This is a genomic window from Saccharomonospora halophila 8, from assembly GCF_000383775.1.
GTDB classification, from domain to species: Bacteria; Actinomycetota; Actinomycetes; order Mycobacteriales; family Pseudonocardiaceae; genus Saccharomonospora; species Saccharomonospora halophila.
The window spans coordinates 1-1890 of record NZ_KB912569.1; the positions used below are offsets into that span (position 1 = coordinate 1).

The following is a 1890-nucleotide window of genomic DNA, read 5'->3' on the forward strand; positions in this document are numbered from 1 at the left end:
GACGCCCGTACCGGCGCACCCGCACCCCGTCGGCCTCGGCCTCCGCAGCCAGCTCCGCGGCGGGCGGATCGTCGGCGCAGACCACGAGCAGACCGCCCGGCTCGATCCGGCGCACGAACTCGGCGAACACCGCCTGGTAGGCCTCGGCCGTGCCGTGGTGGTCGAGATGGTCGGGTTCCAAGTTCGTGATCACCGCCACCGACGGCGTGTAGGCGAGGAACGACCCGTCGCTCTCGTCGGCCTCCGCGACGAAGACACCGCCCTCGCCGTGGTGCGCGTTGGCCCCCGATTCGTTCAGGTCGCCCCCGATCGCGAAGGACGGGTCCAGCCTGCAGTGCTGCAACGCCACGGTGAGCATCGACGTCGTCGAGGTCTTGCCGTGCGTGCCCGCGATGCAGGCGACCCGGTGTCCCGCCATCAGGGCGGCGAGCGCCTGTGCCCGGTGCAGTACCGGGATGCCCCGCGCACGGGCGGCCACCAGCTCCGGGTTGTCCTCCCGGATCGCCGTGGACACGATCACCGCGGACGGGTCCTGTCCGAGCACGTCGAGATTGTCGGCCCGCTGTCCGACCTCGATGTGCGCACCCTGGGCGCGCAGTGTGAGGAAGGCACGGGAGTCCTTCGCGTCGGATCCCGACACCCGCGCTCCCCTGGCGAGCAGGATCCGCGCGATGCCGCTCATCCCGGCACCGCCGATCCCGATGAGATGTGCCCTGTCGAGCACCCCGTCCCGCTCCAACGTCATCGCCCCCTGCCTCGGTTCCCCTCGTCGTTCGAGGACCTGTCGTTTCAGGACCCGCCCACTCGCGCGGCCGCCTGGTCCAGCACCATGCCCGCCAGAACCTCGTCGGCCTCCCGGTGGCCGAGCCCGACCGCCGCCGTACTCATCCTCCCCAGCCTGCCCGGGTCGGTCGCCAACGGCACCACGTCCCCGGCGATCCGGTCGCCGGTGAGATCCGCGTCGTCGATCATGAGCGCCGCACCCGCGTCGACCGCGGGCCGTGCGTTCGAGGCCTGTTCGCCGTTGCCGTGCGGCAACGGGACGAACACGGCGGGAAGCCCCACCGCCGACACCTCCGCGACGGTCATCGCCCCGGAGCGGCACAGCACCAGATCCGCCGCGGCGTACGCGAGATCCATCCGCTCCAGGTACGGCACCGGCACGTACGCGGGCCGCCCCGGGAACTCGCGTACCACGACGGTGTTGCCGGGCCCGTGCGCGTGCAGCACGCTCACCCCCGCCTCGGCGAACCTCTCCGCCGCGTCGGACATCGCGGTGTTGATCGACCGGGCGCCCTGGGAACCGCCGAAGGCCAGCAGCACCGGGGCATGCGGATCGAGTCCGAAGTACTCGCGGGCCCGCGCCCGGAGCGCGGTGCGGTCGAGCGTGGTGATCGAACGCCGCAACGGGATCCCGACGACGTCGGCGCCCGGCAGGGCCGTCCCCGGCACCGCCGTGGCCACCCGCGCGGCCAGCCGCGCGCCCACCTTGTTCGCCAGTCCCGCGTGCTTGTTCGCCTCGTGGACCACGATCGGCACCCGGCCGCGGGCGGCGAGATAGGCGGGCAGCGCCACGTAGCCACCGAAGCCGACCACCACGTCGGCGTCCACCCGATCGAGCACCTCCCGGGTGCGGCGGACCGAGTCCCGTACCTTCCCCGGCAGGCGCAGGAGATCCACGGTGGGCTTCCGCGGCATCGGCACCGGCGGGACCAGCTCCAGCGGGTAACCACGCGCGGGAACCAGCTGGTTCTCCAAGCCGCGCGCCGTGCCCAGGGCCACGACCCGGGCATCCGGTCGCAGCCGGATCACCGCGTCCGCCAGTGCGAGCGCGGGCTCGATGTGGCCCGCGGTCCCACCCCCGGCGACGACCACGGTGGGGGCGCTGCC

At 73.4% G+C, this 1890-nt stretch carries 2 protein-coding genes; both read right to left on the reverse strand.

Annotation, left to right across the window (positions count from 1 at the left end; all coding sequences use genetic code 11):
* Window positions 1–745 (reverse strand): UDP-N-acetylmuramate--L-alanine ligase (locus tag SACHA_RS0116165; protein ID WP_019811398.1); only part of this gene is annotated, 745 nt, incomplete at its 3' end.
* A gap of 44 nt (window positions 746–789) precedes the next feature.
* A partial coding sequence (murG, locus tag SACHA_RS0116170; RefSeq protein WP_019811400.1) for an undecaprenyldiphospho-muramoylpentapeptide beta-N-acetylglucosaminyltransferase occupies window positions 790–1890 on the reverse strand: 1101 nt, incomplete at its 5' end.